This is a genomic window from Streptomyces sp. NPDC051578 (assembly GCF_044454045.1).
GTDB lineage: Bacteria > Actinomycetota > Actinomycetes > Streptomycetales > Streptomycetaceae > Streptomyces.
Map to the genome: position 1 here is coordinate 1,476,982 of NZ_JBITDH010000001.1, position 17,065 is coordinate 1,494,046.

A 17,065-nucleotide genomic window follows, 5' to 3' on the forward strand; every position below is an offset into this window, starting at 1 on the left:
CCCCCGGACCGCCTGCACGAGGGCGGACACGCTGTGACGAGGCCCCTACCCACGCGTGCCGGAACCGGGACGAAAGCGACGGGGTGCGTCCCCGCCGACGGGTCGCGGCTGTGGCGAAGGTCGCAGGCCCGCCGGAAAAGGGACCGCCCCCGTCGCGGCTGCGACGGGGGCGGTCCCCTGGGACGGTCCGGCTACGGCGACGGTCAGTCGTCGTTCTTGCCCGCCGGGGTCGTCTTGGCGATCTGCATCAGGAACTCGGCGTTCGACTTCGTCTGCTTCATCTTGTCGAGGAGCAGTTCGATCGCCTGCTGCGAGTCGAGCGCGTGCAGCACCCGGCGCAGCTTCCAGACGATGGCGAGCTCCTCCGCGTTGAGGAGGATCTCCTCCTTGCGCGTACCCGACGGGTCGACGTCGACGGCCGGGAAGATGCGCTTGTCGGCGAGCTTGCGGTCGAGCTTGAGCTCCATGTTGCCGGTGCCCTTGAACTCCTCGAAGATCACCTCGTCCATGCGCGAGCCGGTGTCGACCAGCGCGGTGGCCAGGATGGTCAGCGAGCCGCCGTCCTCGATGTTGCGCGCGGCACCGAAGAAGCGCTTCGGCGGGTACAGCGCGGTCGAGTCGACACCACCGGACAGGATGCGGCCGGAGGCGGGCGCCGCGAGGTTGTACGCGCGGCCCAGACGGGTGATGGAGTCCAGCAGGACGACCACGTCGTGGCCCAGCTCGACGAGGCGCTTGGCGCGCTCGATGGCCAGCTCGGCGACGGTGGTGTGGTCCTCGGCCGGGCGGTCGAAGGTCGAGGAGATGACCTCGCCCTTGACCGACCGCTGCATGTCGGTGACCTCTTCCGGACGCTCGTCGACCAGGACGACCATCAGGTGGCACTCGGGGTTGTTGGTGGTGATCGCGTTGGCGATCGCCTGCATGATCATGGTCTTGCCGGTCTTCGGCGGGGCCACGATCAGGCCGCGCTGACCCTTTCCGATCGGCGACACGAGGTCGATGATGCGGGTGGTCAGCACGCCCGGGTCGGTCTCCAGGCGGAGCCGGTCCTGCGGGTAGAGCGGGGTCAGCTTCTGGAACTCCGGGCGGCCGCGGCCCGATTCGGGCGCCATGCCGTTCACCGAGTCCAGGCGCACGAGGGCATTGAACTTCTCGCGGCGCTCGCCGTCCTTGGGCTGGCGCACGGCACCGGTGGTGTGGTCGCCCTTGCGCAGCCCCGCCTTGCGGACCTGGGCGAGGGAGACGTACACGTCGTTCGGGCCGGGCAGGTAGCCGGAGGTCCGGATGAACGCGTAGTTGTCGAGGATGTCGAGGATGCCCGCGACGGGGATCAGGACGTCGTCGTCGGCGACCTGCGGCTCGCTCGGCGCGAACTCGTCGCGGCCACGGCGGCCACGGCGGTCGCGGTAGCGTCCGCGACGGCCGCGACGGCCGTCCTCGGAGTCGAAGTCGTCCTGGGGGCCGTTGTCCTGACGGTCCTGACGGCCCTGCTGGCCCTGGCCGCGGCCGCCCTGCTGCTGACGGTCGCCGCGGTCCTGACGGTCCTGACGGCCACCGCCCTGGCCGCCCTGTGCCTGGCCCTGACCCTGCTGGGCCTGGCCGCCCTGACCGGCCTGGTCGTCGGTCTTGGCACCGCGGTCGCGACGGTCGCGCTGGCGCTCGCCCCGCTCACCCCGGTCACGGTCGCGGCGGTCGCGGCGGCCGCGGCCCTCGCCGGCCTCCTGGAGCTGCGTCTGGCCCTGGCCCTGCGCGGAGACTGCGGTCGCGGCCTCCACCTTGACGTCGGCCTGCGCCGCGGGGGCGGCGGTCTCGGTCTTCTGCTCGACCTGTACGGCGACGGGCGCCGTGGACTCCGGGCTGCCGGAGGGGGCGGTGGCCCGACGGCGGCGGCGCTCGCCGGCCGGGGCGTCCTCGGTGGGGGCCCCTCCCTGCTCGGAGAGCTTGGGGGAGGGCTGGCCGGGGATCTCGATCTGGGCCTGCGTGGCAGGCTTCTCGGCGGGCGCCTCGGCGGCGGCCTCACCCGTGCGGGCCTTGCTGGTGGCGCGGCGCTTCGGCTTGGCCTCGGCGGTGTCCGCGGCGGAGGCGGCGGCCTTGGGGGCGCCTGCGCCCGCCTGCGCCTCCTTGATGACCTCGATCAGCTGGCTCTTGCGCATCCGCGCGGTGCCCCTGATGCCGAGGCCCGACGCGACCTGCTGGAGCTCGGCCAGGACCATGCCGTCAAGGCCGGTGCCGGAGCGGCGCCGCCGGCCGGCAGTGGCAGCCGCGGCGCCCGCGGCGGGGGCACTGGTGTCGACGTTGGTGTCGGCAGCGCCCATCAGATCGGTGGTGTCGCTCACGAAGGGTCCTTCCCTGGAGCGGACGTCGGCCTGTCTGGCTCGGCGACCGGTTGTGCTGTCCGACGACAGTCCATTACCTGTGGGGTCATGGACCGCAGCCGGGGCGGTGGTCCGCCGGTAGAGATACGGCGGAGAGAAAACGTGCGTGCTTGTTCCGGCGAGAAGCCCCCGAGCTGGAAGCGTGGGAATGTCACGCCGATTCCGGAGCGTGCTCGAAACTGCTGGAAGCGATCAGAGCAGTCGGGGAGGCTCCCGGAAGAAATGTGGTCCCGAATGGGGACACTGAGCACCGAGCCATGGCGGCTTCGGATGCGCACTTGAGATTAACACTACCGGATCCAACAGACATTCCCCCTCTCAATCACCGGCAATCACGCCCTTCCGCGCGGTCGGCCTGCCCAGCCGCCGCACCGGCCCCCTGGCCGGCCGGGCCCGTGGGCCCTAGCCGCCCTGGGTGCCCAGCGGAAGAACGCTCGCGCCCGGGACGTCGAGGGCCAGCCGGTTGGCCGCCCACCCCTCGCCCGCGAGCTGCGCGACCTTGTCGGCCGCACCGTTGTCGACCAGCGCGAGGACCGTGGGGCCCGCGCCGGAGATGACCGCGGGGATACCGTCCGCCCGCAGCCGGGCCACGAGAGCCACGCTCTCGGGCATCGCCGGGGACCTGTACTCCTGGTGGAGCCGGTCCTCGGTGGCGGGCAGCAGCAACTCGGGACGCCTGGTCAGGGCTTCGACGAGCAGGGCCGCGCGACCCGCGTTGACGGCCGCGTCCACATGCGGGACGGTGCGCGGCAGCAGGCCGCGCGCCGTCTCCGTGAGGACCGGCTTGGAAGGTACGAAGACCACCGGAACGATGGAATCGACGGGGTCCATCCGGATCGCCTTGGCGCTGCCGCCGTCCATCCAGGCGAGGGTGAAGCCGCCGAGCAGGCAGGCGGCCACGTTGTCGGGGTGGCCCTCGATCTCGGTGGCGAGCTCCAGCAGCGCCGCGTCGTCGAGCCGGGCCTCCGCGCCTATGGTCACGGCGCGGGCGGCGACGATGCCGGCGCAGATCGCCGCGGAGGACGAACCGAGCCCGCGGCCGTGCGGGATGCGGTTGGCGCACACGACCTCCAGGCCGCGCGGCTGGCCGCCCAGGAGGTCGAACGCGGTGCGCATGGAGCGTACGAGGAGGTGGCTCTCGTCGCGCGGGAGGTTGTCGGCGCCCTCACCTGCGATGTCGATGTTCAGGCCGGAGTCGGCGACACGGACGACCACGTCGTCGTAGAGCCCCAGGGCCAGGCCGAGGGCGTCGAAGCCGGGGCCGAGGTTGGCACTGCTGGCGGGGACGCGCACTCGTACGGCGGCGGCGCGGAACGCTGGACCTGCCATCGGTCGATGACACTCCTTGTGACTGTGCGAGATCTGGTGCTGAGCGGGATCTTCGCTGCGAATGTACTGGAGAACGTACGACACCCGAAGGCCCTTGGGGCAGCACCGCGGTCATATGCGCGGTGGCGGATGTAAGGACAGCCTATCGAAGGAAGGTTCTCCCGCGACATAGGGCGCACAGGAGGCGCACGATGCGTGTCGCGGTCTTCCGCCGGCTCCGGTTGCCGTACGGGCCGGGCCGCCGGATCCCGGGGGCTCCCGGAGTCCGGCGACGCGGCGTGGAGCCCGCGCGGGGCGGGCTCCGGGTCAGACCAGGCCGAGCCGGACGGCCGCGGCCTCGGCGTCCACGGGGACGGTGACCGGCTGCGGGGCCCCGGCGACCGCCCAGTCGGGGTCCTTGAGGCCGTTTCCGGTGACGGTGCACACGATCTTCTGGCCGGGGTCGACCAGTCCGGCCTCGGCGGCCTTGAGCAGACCGGCCACCGACGCGGCGGAGGCGGGCTCCACGAAGACGCCCTCCTGCGCGGCCAACAGCCGGTACGCGGCCAGGATCTGGCGGTCCGTCACCTCATCGATGAAGCCACCGGACTCCTCGCGGGCCGCGAGGGCGTACTCCCAGGAGGCCGGGTTGCCGATGCGGATCGCCGTCGCGATGGTGTGCGGCTCCTTGACGACCTCGCCGCGCACGATGGGCGCGGACCCGGAGGCCTGGAAACCCCACACGCGGGGCGTACGGGAGGCCAGGCCGTCGGCCTTGTACTCCTTGAAGCCCTTCCAGTACGCGGTGATGTTGCCCGCGTTGCCGACCGGCAGCACGTGGATGTCGGGGGCGTCGCCCAGCGCGTCGACGATCTCGAACGCGGCCGTCTTCTGACCCTCGATACGGACCGGGTTGACGGAATTGACCAGCGCGACCGGGTAGTTGTCCGAGAGCGCGCGGGCCAGGTTCAGGCAGTCGTCGAAGTTGCCGTCCACCTGGAGGATCTTGGCGCCGTGCACCAGGGCCTGGCCCATCTTGCCGAGCGCGATCTTGCCGCGGGGCACGAGGACCGCCGAGACCATCCCGGCACGCACCGCGTACGCGGCGGCGGAGGCCGAGGTGTTGCCCGTGGAGGCGCAGATGACCGCCTTGGCGCCCTCCTCCTTGGCCCGGGTGATCGCCATCGTCATGCCGCGGTCCTTGAAGGACCCCGTGGGGTTCGCGCCCTCGACCTTGAGGTGCACCTCACAGCCGGTGCGCTCCGAGAGCACCTGGGCCGGTACGAGGGGAGTGCCGCCCTCGCGGAGCGTGACCACGGGCGTCGCGTCCGTCACCGGCAGGCGGTCCCGGTACTCCTCGATGATGCCGCGCCACTGGTGGGTGCGATTGCTGCTCATGGGTCCTTACTCCCCTTCAACACGCATGATGCTGGCGACACCGCGCACGGTGTCCAGCTTCCGCAGCGCCTCGACGGTCCCGGAGAGGGCGGCGTCGGGCGCGCGGTGGGTGACGACGACGAGGGAGGCCCCTTCGCCGACGCTTTCTGGATGCCCCTGCTGGCGGACCGTGTCGATCGACACTCCGTGCTCCGCGAAGGTCGTCGCGACCTGGGCGAGGACGCCCGGCTTGTCGGCCACATCGAGGCTGATGTGGTAGCGCGTGACGACGTCCCCCATGGGGCTGACCGGCAGCTGGGTGTACGCCGACTCGCCGGGCCCCGTTGCCTCGGCGAGCTTGTTGCGGCAGACGGCGACGAGGTCGCCGAGGACCGCGGAGGCGGTCGGCGAGCCGCCCGCGCCCGGGCCGTAGAACATCAGCCGTCCGGCGGCCTCCGCCTCGACGAAGACGGCGTTGTACGCCTCGCGGACCGAGGCCAGCGGGTGGCTGAGCGGGATCATCGCCGGGTGCACGCGGGCCGTCACCGACTGGCCGTCGGCGGCGCGCTCCAGGATGGCGAGGAGCTTGATGGTGCAGCCCATGCGCTTGGCGGAGGCGAAGTCGGCGGAGCTGACCTCGGTCATGCCCTCGCGGTAGACGTCGTCGAGCCGGACCCGGGTGTGGAAGGCGATGCCGGCCAGGATCGCCGCCTTGGCGGCGGCGTCGTAGCCCTCGACATCGGCGGTGGGGTCCGCTTCGGCGTACCCGAGGGCGGTGGCCTCGTCGAGCGCCTCCTGGTACCCGGCGCCCGTCGAGTCCATCTTGTCGAGGATGAAGTTGGTCGTGCCGTTGACGATGCCCATGACCCGGTTGATCTTGTCACCCGCGAGGGACTCGCGCATCGGGCGGACCAGCGGGATCGCGCCGGCGACGGCGGCCTCGTAGTACAGGTCGAGGCCGGCCTCGTCGGCCGCGGCGTGCAGCGCGGCGCCGTCCTGGGCGAGCAGCGCCTTGTTCGCGGAGACGACCGAGATGCCGTGCCGGAAAGCGGTGGTGATCAGGCCGCGGGCGGGCTCGATGCCGCCGATGACCTCGATCGCGACGTCGATGTCGCCGCGTTTGAGGAGGGCGGTCGCATCGGTGGTGATCAGGGCGGGGTCGATGCCCTCGCGGACCTTGGAGGGGCGGCGCACGGCGACGCCGGCCAGTTCGACGGGCGCGCCGATCCTGGCCGTCAGGTCGTCGGCGTGCGTCGTCATGATGCGCGCCACCTCTGAGCCGACCACACCACAGCCCAGCAGCGCCACCTTCAGCGGACGCGTACGCATCATTCGACCTACGCCTTTCGATCTTCCTACGCCACCCGGCACGCGGTTTGCGCGCCAGGCCCGACCAGTCCCACGCTGACCAGTCTCATGCAATGGACAGTAGTTTCCATCCTCGGTCCATTGGGTGAGACGTCCATTTTGGGGGCTCGGGGGCCTCCCCCAGAAATAGGGGCCTCATCCGAGGTCCAGACGCAGGAGATCTTCCTCCGTCTCGCGCCGGACGATCTCCCTCGCCCGTCCGTCGCGCACGGCGACGACGGGCGGCCGGAGCGCGTGGTTGTAGTTGCTCGCCATGGAGCGGCAGTACGCGCCGGTCGCCGGGACCGCGATCAGGTCGCCCGGGGCGAGGTCCGCCGGGAGGAAGGCGTCCTTGACCACGATGTCGCCGCTCTCGCAGTGCTTGCCGACGACGCGGACCAGCATCGGTTCGGCGTCGGAGACGCGGGAGACGAGCGTGACCGCGTACTCGGCGTCGTAGAGGGCGGTGCGGATGTTGTCCGACATGCCGCCGTCGACGCTGACGTACGTCCGCAGCCCTTCGAGCGCCTTGATGGTGCCGACCTCGTAGAGGGTGAAGGCGGTCGGGCCGACGATCGCCCGGCCCGGCTCGACGGAGATCCGCGGGGCGCGCAGACCCGCCGCCTCGCACTCCCGCGCCACGATCTCGTGCAGGGCCTTGGCGATCTCGTGCGGCTCGCGGGGGTCGTCGGCGGAGGTGTAGGCGATGCCGAGTCCGCCGCCGAGGTCGATCTCGGGCAGCTCCACGCCGTGCTCGTCGCGGACGGCGGCGAGCAGCCGCACGACCCGCTTCGCGGACACCTCGAAGCCGGCCATGTCGAAGATCTGCGAGCCGATGTGGGAGTGGACGCCGAGCAGGTCGAGGCTGTCGTGCCCGAGAACGCGGCGCACGGCCTCGGCGGCGGAGCCGTCGGCGACCGCGATGCCGAACTTCTGGTCCTCGTGCGCGGTGGCGATGAACTCGTGCGTGTGCGCTTCCACGCCGACGGTCACGCGGATCTGGACGGGCTGGCGCACGCCCAGCTCCCGGGCGATGTGGGCGACGCGGGCGATCTCCGGGAAGGAGTCGAGCACGATGCGCCCGACGCCGGCCGTGACGGCCCGCCGGATCTCGCCCTCCGACTTGTTGTTGCCGTGGAAGGCGATCCGCTCGGCGGGCATCCCCGCGGCGAGGGCGGTGGCCAGCTCCCCGCCGGAGCAGACGTCGAGGTTGAGCCCCTCCTCCTTGAGCCACTTCACGACCGCCTTGGAGAGGAACGCCTTCCCCGCGTAGAACACGTCGGCGTCGGCCCCGAAGGCGTGCGCCCAGGCGCGGCAGCGGGCCCGGAAGTCCTCTTCGTCCATGAAGTACGCGGGCGTCCCGAACTCCTCGGCCAGCTTGGTGACCGCGACCCCGCCCACGCTCACCACGCCGTCGGCGTCACGGGTGACGGTGCGCGACCAGACCTTCTCGTCCAGGACGTTGAGGTCGGCGGGCGGCGGCGCGTAGTGGCCCTCAGGCAGGACGTCGGCGTGGCGGGGCCCGGCGGGGTGCGCGGAACGGCTCATCGGAATCTCTCTTCGCAGGTCACAGGCGTTCGGGGGCTGCTATGCCGAGCAGGGACAGGCCGCCGGCCAGCACCGTCCCGGCGGCTTCGGCGAGTGCCAGCCGGGCGCGGTGGGCGGCCGAGGGTTTCTCGTCTCCCTTGGGGAGCACGTCGTACTGGAAGTCGAGCAGTGCGTCGGCCAGCCGGACGAGCTGACGCGCGAGCCGCTCGGGCGCGCGGTGGTGGGCGGCGGCTTCGAGGGCGAGGGGGTGGTCGGCGAGGGCGCGCAGCAGCGCGTCCGCGCCGTCGACGTCGCCCGGCTCGGCGTGGAATCCGAGCACGGCCGCGTTGCGCGACAGGGCCCGGCTGCGGGCGTACGCGTACCGCACGCGGAAGAACTCGCCGGACTCGTCCTGGACGAGGAGCCGAGCGGAGAACGAGGGGGTCTCGTGCGGGGCGACGGCGAGCATGGCCCAGCGGGCGGCGTCGGCGCCGTAGGCGGCGAAGACGTCCCCTTCCCTCTTGGGCACCGGCGCCACGCGCAGCGCGCCCCGTCCGGTGCCGTCCGGCTGCCCGCCGAGGCGCAGGACGGCGTCGCGCACGACGGCGTCGCGGGTCGTCGCCTCGCCCTGCGGGGGGAACCCGTAGCGGGCGCCGCGCTCCCGCACCTCCCGTACGAGGGCTCGGGCGGACGGGCGCCCCATGACGAAGTTCAGGAACCCTGCGCCCGTGACCTCGACCTTCTCGATCCCGGGCGCCCGCTTCAGCCGGCGGGCGAGCAGGCGCGCGACCTCTGCGGGGGCCCGTCCGGCGCTCTTGGCGAGGGGGAAGGCGACGGCGGTGGCGTACTCCCCCACGCCGCCGGGCCGCGTCCGGTCGACGACCACCCGCTGCGGCAGCTCCGCCCCCTCGGGCAGCTCCCCGTCCTCGACGGCGTCGCGCACGGCGTGCGCGACGGTACGGGAGAGGTCGGCGGGGGTCACGGGACCCAGCCTAGGGGAGAACCTTCCGCGTCATGCGAAGGGTTTCGCCATGTGAACAGCGCCTGCGCGCCGTCGGGCTCACCCCCTGCCGCTCCCGGCGGGGGCCCCTTCCCGCTCACGCCGGTCGCGCCGCTCGACGAGCCGCCGTACGACGCGGACCAGCTCGGCGGGCTCGAAGGGCTTGGCGAGGAACGCGTCGACCCCGGCGGTGACGCCGGCTTCGACCTCGTGCTGCGTGCAGGCGCTGACCATGGCGAGCGGCACGTGGCACGTCCGGGGATCGGCCCGGAGCCGGGCCGCGGTCCCGAACCCGTCGAGGCGGGGCATGACCACATCGAGGGTGATCACGTCGGGACACACGTGGTGGACGACGTCCAGGCACTCGGCACCATCGTTCGCGGTCACGACCTCGAAGCCCTCCAGTTCGAGATTGACCTTGATCAGCTGCCGGATGACCTTGTTGTCGTCGACAACAAGCACCCGGCGCGAGGCGCCTGGCACAACTCGAGAGTAGGTCCGCCCGGGCCCCCGCGTCCGGGTTTTCCCCACTTCCACCCCCTCCGGGCGACCGCCCCCCGCCACCCCCGCAAACCGTTTCTGATCACCGCCCGCGAGCTGGTAGGGTTCAACCCGTCGCCGCAACGCGAACGACACGCCCCCGTAGCTCAGGGGATAGAGCAACGGCCTCCGGAGCCGTGTGCGCAGGTTCGAATCCTGCCGGGGGCACTTCGCAGGAAGTGCCCAAGACCCCGCCATCAGCGGCAACGCTGAGACGGGGTCTTCGCGTATGTGCAGCCGTATGCCAGCCCGCGCAGCCCTGTGACAGCTCCTGCGGCCTATTCGCGGCCTGGAGTCCTCCTCAACTCCCCAGGTCAGCCTGGGAAACACGAAGGCCCCCGGGAATCCCCAGGGGCCTCGGGCCGTGGTGCCTCGCCTCTCACTCGTACTCGCGGAGCAGCTCCTCGATCCGCCGGTTGCCGACCTCCTGCCGGCCGTCGAGGCACTTGGCGTACCGGCCGAGCAGAACCTCCACGCTGTTGCCCGCTCGCGCCGCGACCTCGGTGGGGTCGACACCCGCGTTGAGCCAGGTGGAGAGAGCGGAGTGCCGGAGGTCGTACGGCCGCCGGGCGAGCGGGGAGGCGACGGCGGCCGGCGGCAGTGCCAGGACCCGCGCCTCCTGCCAAGCCCGGTAGTACGTCGAGGACGACACCACTCCCCCGCCCTCGCTGCAGAAGAGCCGCCCGTCCGAGGCCGTGCCGAAGGTGTCGATGTGCTCCTGCAGGACGGTGACGAGCTGGGGCGGGATCGGCACGCGACGGATCTCTTCGACGGGCCGGTTCTTGAGCCCGCGGTCATCGTGACTCAGCCCGGAGTCGGTCCACTGCTTCCCGACGCTCGGCCGTGACCGGTTCAGCAAGGCCTCTCCCCAGCCGCGGTCAGGGAGGGTGAGATCGGGCAGGGATAGACCCACCACCTCAGCAGGCCGGAAGCCCCCGAAGTACATCCCGGCAAAGAGCCCGACCAGGCGCCGGCCGCGGGCCCTCTTGAATCCGCCGACATATGACACGGCACACAGCAGCGACCGCGCCTGCTCGGGGTTCGCCACGACGCGAGGGTCCACATCGTTGGCCACCTTCGGCTTCTGCCAGCGAACGGCCGTCAGCGGATTCTCTTGGAATTCTCCGAGATCAACCGCGTAGTGCATGGAGTTGACCAGTGTCCGTCGTTTCCGGTGAACCGTCTCCGCCGCTGCAGCAGTCCCGTCGAGCTTGATCTTGAGCGAGTCCAGGACTGCACGCCCGACCACCGGATCCGTGAGATCAGCGAGGGGCCGGGAGGCTTTGGCGACCCAGTGGAGAGCGTTGGCGATCTCGTCCGGCAGCTTCCGATCATCGGGGCCCGGCAGGACGAACGCCCAGTTGCGCAGCGCCTGCCGCAACAGCCTCTCCTCGGGTCGGCCGGGCCGGTCTTCCAGTAGCGCCCTCGTCACCGAGGTCAATGACTCATTGATCCCGTCACGGGTGTTCGGCGCCGCGTGAGGCCACTTCATCGCGAGGTACTGCAACGCGAACGCGTACCAGCTGAGCGATGCCTTTTGCTCAGCCATGGAGTCGGGAAGGCCCGAGGCCGTGTCGAACTCCTCGCCGTCACGAGCGGCACGAAGCAGCTTGGACCTGAAGCTGTCGGCGAGCGCTTTCGTCTTCCGCGTTTCGGAGAATGCCTGCCCGGCGACTTTCCATCGCACCTCATAGGAGGGTCGCTTTCCGGGCTTTACGCGAATGGACCAGACCCGCACATCGGTCGACTTCACGCTGCGGCACCCTCTCGGCTCCGGAGCCAGGTGAGAAAGTCGCTCCGCCATACGCGCAGTTCGCCGTTCGGGAGTTTCAGAGCTTCAGGTGCGAGGCCCAGCTCACGCCACCGGTAGAAGGTTCGCCGGGAGATCCCTTTCAACTCGGACAGGACTTCCGGAACGGTCATCAGCTCGTCCTTCACGGTGCAGCTCCTTCCATGTCATGCAGGGCTTCGCGGGCGGTCTGGCGGTTGAGCTGGATGTCCCGGGCGATGGTGGCGGCGAGGACGGACTCTCCCGGGCTGTGGCCGTGGCCGGCGTACTGCCAGGAGGCGAGGACGAGCACGGTGTCCGGCTCGATGTCGCCGAGGCCGCGGGCTTCGCGTTCCTGGGCGGCGCGGTAATCGGCGCGGGTCTGCCGGAGGGCGCCGAGGGTGGTGGAGTACTGGCGGGACTTGGTGGAGAAGTGGCCCCGGAAGCCGAGCATGTGGGCCCAGCGGGTGAGCGGGCGGTCCGGGTAGAGGGGTTGCAGGGCGGCGCAGGCCCCCATGAGACGGCGGGCGTGGTCCGAGACGGACATCTGGGCGAGGTCTTCACCCAGCCCGGTGCCGTGGCAGCGGGCGCAGCGACTCAGGGCGGAAGCGGATCTGCTGTACCGGCTGGAGCGGCCCGATCCCCCGCACATGCGGCAGTACACGGCTGTGTCGGAGGCTCCAGTGGCCTCGGCGGCCTTCGTCGCGTACTTGGCGACGTAGGAGGCTACGGCCTGCTCCGTGATGTCGGAGTGATCGCCGAAGGCCTTGATCGGACGGACGTCAAGCTGGTTGCCCCATCGGAACGTACGGGCGGGCTGGTCGGCTGCGGCCGGAACCGATGCCGAGGTATAGGGGTGGGCGATAGCCGCCCGGATGGAGCGGTCCAGGAGTTCGGTGCTGGCCCAAGATGGCGGCGAGGTCGAAGGGCCGGCGGGGCCGTCGATACGGATGACCGCGTGGAAGTGGATGGCGCCACGCTTCTGAAACTCGGCGACCTTGCCGTAGGAGATCCGGGCTTCTTCCTTCAGTTCACGTTGGGTGAGTCCGGCGTAGGCGGCGATCTCGCGGCGGAGGCGTGTGGTGAAGCGCTGCCAGAGCTGTCCGGCGTGGTTGTTGAAGAGGACGGCCGCGGCGTAGTCGTAGGTGGACGGGTCGAGCGCGGTGCCGAGTTCGGGCGCGTCCACTTGGTGGTGCTTGCCGCAGCGGCAGGGGCGGCCGGCGGGGCGGTTGTGGACCGGGCCGAACGAGGGGGCGGTGAGGGTGGCGAAGACGCGGGGGTGCTCGCGCACGGTGGCGGGGATGTCGCGGCGGTCGTCGCCCGCCAGTCCGGCCCGGATCAGGTGGTAGGTGTCGCCGGAGTAGGTCCAGGCGCAGGCGGGGCAGCGGGAGGCGCGGCGGTTGCCGCAGGCGATGCGCAGGCGCTGGCCGGGTTCGCTCTCGGTCGAGTAGCGGTGGAGGATCTCGCCGGATGTCTTGTCCTTGGCGACGGTCCAGCCGGTGATGTGGATGGGGTCGGAGCAACCGCCCGTTCGGCGGATTTGGTCTTCCCAGCGGGCGTAACCGGGGGACCCGGCCACCTTCAGCATGTCGCCGAGGAGGCCGGGGTCCAGGTCCGCGAGGGTCGCGGGGTGGGTCACGCCGTCACCGTCCGGTGGGGTCGGCGGGTGGAGCGGTGGCCGGTGCCGTGGCAGGCCGGGCAGTGGGCGGTGATGGTGCGCAGGGCGCCGGTGTGGTCGCGGCCGCCGAGGGTGACGGCGACGGAGGCGTGGCCATCGCAGTTCGGGCAGACCTGGGGCGGGGTGTGGTCGGGCTGGGCCATGATGGTCGTCCTTTCGATTGCGGTCGGGAGGGGCCGGTCCGTCCGGGCGGCGGCGATGCTTGGTGGCTTGTGCGCCGCCCGGAGGCCGGTCAGCGAGTGGTGTTGCGCAAGCCGCGGCGGCCGGGGGTTCCCTTGGCCACGTACATGGCGGCGTCGGCAACGGAGAGGGCTTCCGGGAGGCTGCGGATCGACAGGTCCGCGACGCGGCAAGAGCCGATCGAGACGGAGACCGGCAGCGAGAGACCGGCGTACGCCACCGGGGCGTTGAGGGCGGCGGCCAGGCCGTCCAGGTTCGCGTGGCGGTGCACGGCGACAAATTCGTCTCCGCCGAGGCGTCCGGCCAAGCCGTATCGGTGACACCAGTTGGCGAGGCGGGCCGCGGTCGCGGTGAGGGCGGCGTCTCCGGCGGCGTGGCCGTGGGTGTCGTTGAGAGCCTTGAAGTCGTCCAGGTCGAGGAGGAGGACGGCGGAGTCCCGGTGCCGGCGGATGAACCGCTCGGCTCGTACGGTCCATCCGGCCCGGGTCCGCAGGCCGGTCAGTGGGTCGCGGCGGGCGGTGGCGAGACGGTGGGTCAGCAGGGCGGAATGGGCCGCCCAGCCAACGAACGGCAGGCATAAGGCGAGCGATTGGGTGTCCACGATGCTCCTTCGTGCGGTCGGAAGTGGCGGCGGGTGGGCCCCGGGCGGCGGCGATGCTTGGTGGCTTGTGGCGCCCCTCGGAGACCGGACGGTCAGTGGTTCTTGAACTCCTGGCGCAGGGCCCGGACGAGGAAGAGCAAGACGACGCCGCTGAGGGACAGGGCGACCGCGGTGACGGCGACGGCCAGGAGCAGCGAGACAGCGACGGAGGCCAGGGCGAGGACTCCGGCGACTCCGCCGGCGGCGAGGGCGAGCGCGGTGCCAGGCGAGTTCTGGACCAGACCGCCGAGGGCGGTCGGGGTCTTGGCGAGGGCCGGGGCCGATTCGGGGTCCTCGACGGGGGCCGGGGTGGGGCGGATGGTCGCCGGGGTGTAGGTGTCGGGGCGGGGGTACTGGGGCTTGAACACGGCCGTTCTCCTTCCGGGGCGGGTTACTTGTTGATCGCGGTGTCGATGGCCGGGGCGAGGAAGCTGTCCGCCAGGAGGAAGCCGCCGAGGAGGATCACGGCGACGAGCCACCAGGGCGGGCGGATGAGCTTGATGCCGAGGGCGCCGACGACGATCAGAGCGAGCCAGAGCGGGACGTCCATGACGCATGGCCTTTCGGTTCAGCTGACGCGGCAGCGGTGGGCGCGGGCGGCGAGCTGGGCGGCGGTCGAGGAGCTGTAATCGGAGGACCAGCCGCAGCCGTCGTTGGTGCAGACGGCGGCGTCCTTGGTGCGGCCGTGACGGTCGCGGTAGGTGCCGATCTGGACGGGGCCGATCTTCATGAGCGAGCGGAAGTTGATCCGGGCGGGCATGGCGATCTCCTGTCAGGCGAGTTGGGCGGCGATGGCCTCGGCGAGTGGGGGCGGGACGCCGAGCCGGGCGCGCAGGGTCTCGGTGTCGATGTCCGAGCCGGTACGGGTGCGGTGGTCGGCGGCGATCTTCTGGGCGTGCGCGACGAGGGCGGGTGGTGCGGTGACCGCCGGCTCGGCTGTCGGCGCCGGGGCGGGCAGGGCGGGGACCTGGACGGGCGGGGCTTCGGGTTCCGGCAGGGGCTCCCGCTCGACCACCGGGAGCGGCGCTGCGACGGGCTCAGGCTCGGGTTCCGGCGGGCTGGACGTCGTAGGCCGGTGGACCAGGAGTGTTCCGCCGAGGAAGGCGAGCGCGGGCCATCCGGCGACGAGGATGCGGAGCCAGTCCGGGACGTCGCCGAGGTCGAGAAGGCCGGCGGTGGCGACGTTTGCGCCGAGCGAGGCCGCGAGGGCGACGGCGAACCAGGACCAGGCTGAGCGCGAGGGCTCCCCTGCGTCCCGCAGGGTGCGCAGGCGGTGCCAGGCGGCGACGAGGAGCAGGTCCACGCTGACCGGGTAGGCCCAGGCCTTCCAGCCGTCCTGTCCGGCGGCTTCGGCGAGGTCGTGCAGGTGGGCGAAGGAGAGGGCTCCGGCGATGACGGCCTGGACGAGGACGGCGTCTGGGCGGACCAGGCGGGTCATGGTCTTCACCTCCTTTCAGGCATGGGGTGGGTAGGGACCTGGCGCGATGTGGTCGCGCCGACCGGGTGGGGAGGGTGATCAGAACGCAGGTGCCGAAGCAGCCTTGGGCTGGACCTTGCCGACGAGGACGCGCGCCGGGAGTTCGGGCCGGAAGGGGTCCAGCTCCGGGATGCTCGGGGTGCGGTGGGCGTGGGTGTTGCAGGTGTCCACGGCCTGGCGGAGCGTGGTGTGCGGGGCCCGGATACGGGACCAACCGCCGGAGGAGTCACCGGCAACGGCGGTGCCGGGGCGGTCCTTGTCGATCTGGACGGCGGCGAGGACGGCGTCCGGGGAGATGTCTCCGAAGGCCATGTTCGCGGAGGTCTCGTCGTTGACGCGGTGGGCGGTGCGGCCGGTGAGCTGGGCGCGGAGCATGGTGATGCCCTTGCCGAGTTCGGAGCCGAAACGCTGGCCGCAGACCTCCAGATAGATGCCGGCGGCGCGACCGAGCTGGGCGAGGCGGACGAGGTTGGTGACGATCTGGTCCCGTCGGAGCTCTTCGGCCTTGCTCGCGGCGAGAGCCAGTTCCGCGACCTCGTCCACCAGGACCACGACGGGTACGGGGCGCAGGTGCGCGGGCAGGTCCCAGATGTCGGCGGTGATCTCCGCGTCCGGCAGGCCGACGCTGATGCGCTGCTCGGTTCGGATGAGCTGATAGACGCGGCCCATGTAAGCGACGAGCGCGGTCAGTAGTTCAGCCGCGGCGTCCGGGTTGTCCGCCAGGGCAGTGAACCGCGCCGCCAGCGGGGCGAGTTCCACCCCGTTCTTGCAGTCGATGCCGACGAGGGCGACGTTCTGTGGCGCAAGTCCAGCGACGAGGGTGCGCTGATAGACGGACTTCCCGGACTGGGTCGCGCCGATGTTGAGGGCATGAGGGACCTGCCGATAGTCCCGGTGGTGAACCTCCCCGTCCTCCCGCAGGGCCACCGGCACCCGGAGCCCCTCGGGGGGCGAGACCGCAGGCATGCGTACCCGCTTGAGCACGTCGTATCCGGTCATCCGCAGCTCGACCACGCCGGAGCGGATCTCCCGCGAGACGACGTTGTGGAGGGCGAAGGAGTGCCGCAGCCGGTCGGAGGAGGCGGAGAAGTCGAACGCGTCCTGGCCGGGCCGGAGTTTCAGCCGCAGGACCAGGCCGGTCGCAGTGGGCCGCAGGCGGAGGATGCGCGGCGAGCGGGCTTCGGGGGCGGGGCGGTTGGTGACCCGGGCGAGGGCGAGCCGCCAGCGGGAGGGCGGGACGGTGAGCCCGCAGGCGTCCATCACCGAGCGGTAGCGGATCAGGACGCGGATCGTCGCGAAGGTGACCCCGAAGGTCAACCAATACCAGGTGGGCCGCAGCCAGCGCAGGACGAGCGCGAGGGCCAGGACCACCAGCGGTGTGACCCATAAGGCGGTCATGCTCAGCCCGCCTTGGCGGCGAGCGAGGTGACCGCGACGGCACGGAAGCTGATCCCGTGGCGCTTCTGGCCGTTGAACTCGTTCTCCCACGGGCGGGCGACCAGGCCGGTCAGCGCGACCGGGGTGCCCATGGCCAGCTCGCCGGAGATGTCGGGCTCCGCGACGGTCACGGGGATGACCTCGGCGTTGCCGTTCATCACGAACAGCACGTCGATGGTCATGAGGTTGTTGCCGGTCTCGTTGTCCTGGGCGACCTGACCGGTCTTCTTGTCGCGCATCTTGAGCTGCGGGGGCTGGGCGACCATCACGGTCGCGCCGGTGGTGTCGACAGGGATCTGACGCACGGAAGATCACTCCTCTATAGGGGTGGGACTCCGTCACTCATGTACATGAGTGACATGAAGAAGAGTGCCCGACTCCTATACATGAGTCAACCCGCTACGAAGA

Annotated in this window: 18 protein-coding genes and 1 tRNA gene; 1 reads left to right on the forward strand and 18 read right to left on the reverse strand. The window is 71.4% G+C overall.

Going from position 1 to position 17,065, the window contains the following annotated elements; genetic code table 11:
- Nucleotides 1–203: 203 nt before the first annotated feature.
- The 7 genes from rho to ACIA6C_RS06575 all read right to left on the reverse strand — a co-directional run bounded on the left by rho (nt 204) and on the right by ACIA6C_RS06575 (nt 9,468).
- Nucleotides 204–2,339 (reverse strand): transcription termination factor Rho, encoded by a 2,136-nt coding sequence (gene rho / locus ACIA6C_RS06545; RefSeq protein WP_399273323.1) that lies wholly within the window; start codon nt 2,337–2,339, stop codon nt 204–206.
- A 441-nt stretch (nt 2,340–2,780) separates the two neighbouring features.
- Nucleotides 2,781–3,707 (reverse strand): homoserine kinase, encoded by a 927-nt coding sequence (gene thrB / locus ACIA6C_RS06550; protein WP_399273325.1) that lies wholly within the window; start codon nt 3,705–3,707, stop codon nt 2,781–2,783.
- A gap of 306 nt (nt 3,708–4,013) precedes the next feature.
- Nucleotides 4,014–5,084: a threonine synthase gene (gene thrC, locus ACIA6C_RS06555; protein WP_361128593.1), complete on the reverse strand. Its 1,071-nt coding sequence runs from the start codon at nt 5,082–5,084 to the stop codon at nt 4,014–4,016.
- 6 nt (nt 5,085–5,090) lie between these two features.
- On the reverse strand, nt 5,091–6,395 hold the full coding sequence (locus ACIA6C_RS06560; RefSeq protein ID WP_361128596.1) for a homoserine dehydrogenase: 1,305 nt from the start codon (nt 6,393–6,395) through the stop codon (nt 5,091–5,093).
- A gap of 171 nt (nt 6,396–6,566) precedes the next feature.
- A complete protein-coding gene (lysA, locus tag ACIA6C_RS06565) occupies nt 6,567–7,958 on the reverse strand; it encodes a diaminopimelate decarboxylase (RefSeq protein WP_399273328.1) in 1,392 nt (463 codons plus the stop codon).
- Between the two features lie 19 nt (nt 7,959–7,977).
- Complete coding sequence (gene nrtL, locus ACIA6C_RS06570) at nt 7,978–8,919, reverse strand: ArgS-related anticodon-binding protein NrtL (protein WP_399273330.1); 942 nt, start codon at nt 8,917–8,919, stop codon at nt 7,978–7,980.
- A 78-nt stretch (nt 8,920–8,997) separates the two neighbouring features.
- Nucleotides 8,998–9,468: a response regulator gene (locus ACIA6C_RS06575; protein ID WP_366082774.1), complete on the reverse strand. Its 471-nt coding sequence runs from the start codon at nt 9,466–9,468 to the stop codon at nt 8,998–9,000.
- 105 nt (nt 9,469–9,573) lie between these two features.
- Between ACIA6C_RS06575 and ACIA6C_RS06580 the strand changes: the two genes are divergently transcribed.
- Nucleotides 9,574–9,645, forward strand: a tRNA-Arg gene (locus tag ACIA6C_RS06580).
- A gap of 211 nt (nt 9,646–9,856) precedes the next feature.
- Here ACIA6C_RS06580 and ACIA6C_RS06585 read toward each other — a convergent pair.
- From ACIA6C_RS06585 to ACIA6C_RS06635, 11 genes are all read right to left on the reverse strand, one after another.
- Entirely contained in the window at nt 9,857–11,230 is a 1,374-nt protein-coding gene (locus tag ACIA6C_RS06585) for a tyrosine-type recombinase/integrase (RefSeq protein ID WP_399273332.1), read from the reverse strand.
- Nucleotides 11,227–11,400, reverse strand: a complete 174-nt coding sequence (locus tag ACIA6C_RS06590) for an AlpA family transcriptional regulator (RefSeq protein WP_209523141.1) — start codon at nt 11,398–11,400, stop codon at nt 11,227–11,229. Before ACIA6C_RS06590 ends, ACIA6C_RS06585 begins: the two co-directional genes overlap by 4 nt.
- An 11-nt stretch (nt 11,401–11,411) precedes the next feature.
- A complete protein-coding gene (locus ACIA6C_RS06595) occupies nt 11,412–12,833 on the reverse strand; it encodes a replication initiator (RefSeq protein WP_399274505.1) in 1,422 nt (473 codons plus the stop codon).
- Between the two features lie 47 nt (nt 12,834–12,880).
- Nucleotides 12,881–13,066, reverse strand: a complete 186-nt coding sequence (locus tag ACIA6C_RS06600; RefSeq protein ID WP_399273334.1) for a hypothetical protein — start codon at nt 13,064–13,066, stop codon at nt 12,881–12,883.
- 89 nt (nt 13,067–13,155) lie between these two features.
- Nucleotides 13,156–13,704, reverse strand: a complete 549-nt coding sequence (locus ACIA6C_RS06605) for a GGDEF domain-containing protein (protein ID WP_399273336.1) — start codon at nt 13,702–13,704, stop codon at nt 13,156–13,158.
- A 92-nt stretch (nt 13,705–13,796) separates the two neighbouring features.
- Nucleotides 13,797–14,111: a SpdD protein gene (locus ACIA6C_RS06610; protein WP_399273338.1), complete on the reverse strand. Its 315-nt coding sequence runs from the start codon at nt 14,109–14,111 to the stop codon at nt 13,797–13,799.
- A 23-nt stretch (nt 14,112–14,134) separates the two neighbouring features.
- Nucleotides 14,135–14,293 (reverse strand): hypothetical protein, encoded by a 159-nt coding sequence (locus tag ACIA6C_RS06615; protein WP_107087187.1) that lies wholly within the window; start codon nt 14,291–14,293, stop codon nt 14,135–14,137.
- Between the two features lie 18 nt (nt 14,294–14,311).
- On the reverse strand, nt 14,312–14,503 hold the full coding sequence (locus ACIA6C_RS06620) for a mobile element transfer protein (RefSeq protein WP_399273340.1): 192 nt from the start codon (nt 14,501–14,503) through the stop codon (nt 14,312–14,314).
- Nucleotides 14,504–14,515: 12 nt separating this feature from the next.
- Nucleotides 14,516–15,181 carry a DUF2637 domain-containing protein gene (locus ACIA6C_RS06625; RefSeq protein ID WP_399273342.1) on the reverse strand — a complete coding sequence of 222 codons (666 nt, stop codon included), beginning with the start codon at nt 15,179–15,181 and terminating at the stop codon, nt 14,516–14,518.
- A gap of 78 nt (nt 15,182–15,259) precedes the next feature.
- Nucleotides 15,260–16,618, reverse strand: coding sequence for an FtsK/SpoIIIE domain-containing protein (locus ACIA6C_RS06630; protein WP_399273344.1), 1,359 nt, complete (start codon nt 16,616–16,618; stop codon nt 15,260–15,262).
- Nucleotides 16,619–16,620: 2 nt separating this feature from the next.
- A complete protein-coding gene (locus tag ACIA6C_RS06635; RefSeq protein ID WP_399273346.1) occupies nt 16,621–16,962 on the reverse strand; it encodes a hypothetical protein in 342 nt (113 codons plus the stop codon).
- Nucleotides 16,963–17,065: the final 103 nt, after the last annotated feature.